The following is a 1052-nucleotide window of genomic DNA, read 5'->3' as shown; positions in this document are numbered from 1 at the left end:
GAGCCCTTCCAGTGGCGTCCCCTTGGGCTGGCCGGCCTGGGCGAGTGCCGCCTGGCGCTCGAGGGCGGCAACCACGCGCGGGGCCAGGCTCACCCAGTTTCGGCTGGCCTTGGTTTTGGGGTGGCCGAGGTAGAGGTGGTTGTTGTTCACGGCCGTCAGGCTCCAGCGCACCAGCAGCATCCGTTCGGCCAGGTGGGCGTCGGTCCAGTGCAGTCCCAGGGACTCACCTCGCCGCATGCCGGTGCCCGGCAGCAGCTCGAACAGATCGGCCATCTGATCGCCGTAGTGAGTATGGTTGTGCCGCAGGAAAGCTGCGGCCTGGGTGGGATTCCAGCAGATCTGCTCCGGCGCGACTGGACGGGGCAGCAGAATGTACCGGCACGGGTTGGCCGCGATCACACGCGTGCGCACGGCATGGCTGAGCGCGCTGGAGAAGGTGGCTCCGATCCGGTAGACGGCGGTTCGCCCGCGTCCGTGGGCGAGTTCGGCCTCACTCCAGGCGGTGATGTGCCGGGCCCGCAGATCGGGCAGGGGCAGTCGGCCGAAGGATGGGATGAGGTCCGCGTGTACGTGGTCGCGGTAGCGGGCGAACGTGGTGGGCTTGAGTGCCTTTTCCTTGAGGCGCAGCCACTCCGCCAGATATGTGGCGATGGTGAGATCTTCGCTGCGGTCCAGGCCGGTGCGCTCGGATTCCAGGGCTCGCTCGAGTGCTGTCTCGGCGGCCTTCTGAGTGGCGAATCCGCTACGGCAGAGCGGTTGGCGCTTGTCGTCGGCCGAGGGCAGGTCGACGGCGAAAGCCCAAGAGCCGTGCCTTGAACCATCGTGGAGCTTGGGGCAGCGGGCACCGTACTGTCGGCCGTCGGGGCGACGGCAGCCGCAACGCCGGTACACCCGGCCGCGTTCAGGAGACTGAGAAGCCATCGTGTTCACCTCCGTGGAGGGGAGAGAGGTAACTCCACCGTGGAGGTGCCGACGCCTGGCGCATGAGGTGGCTGATCATGGCGTAACCAGGGCGATGTCATCACCCTGCCATCACACGACGTCGATCGAGG

The 1052-nt window shown here is 67.5% G+C and carries 1 protein-coding gene; it reads right to left on the bottom strand.

Annotated features, from left to right (window positions below; translation table 11 throughout):
* Positions 1–921, bottom strand: a 921-nt coding sequence (locus JK364_RS54380) for a tyrosine-type recombinase/integrase (RefSeq protein WP_201858873.1), incomplete at its 3' end; no start/stop codon positions are given.
* Positions 922–1052 lie beyond the last annotated feature (131 nt).

This window comes from Streptomyces endocoffeicus (assembly GCF_016741935.1).
Taxonomy (GTDB): domain Bacteria; phylum Actinomycetota; class Actinomycetes; order Streptomycetales; family Streptomycetaceae; genus Streptomyces; species Streptomyces endocoffeicus.
The sequence above is the reverse complement of the archived record's forward strand: the minus strand, read 5'-3'. Positions and strand labels throughout refer to the sequence as shown.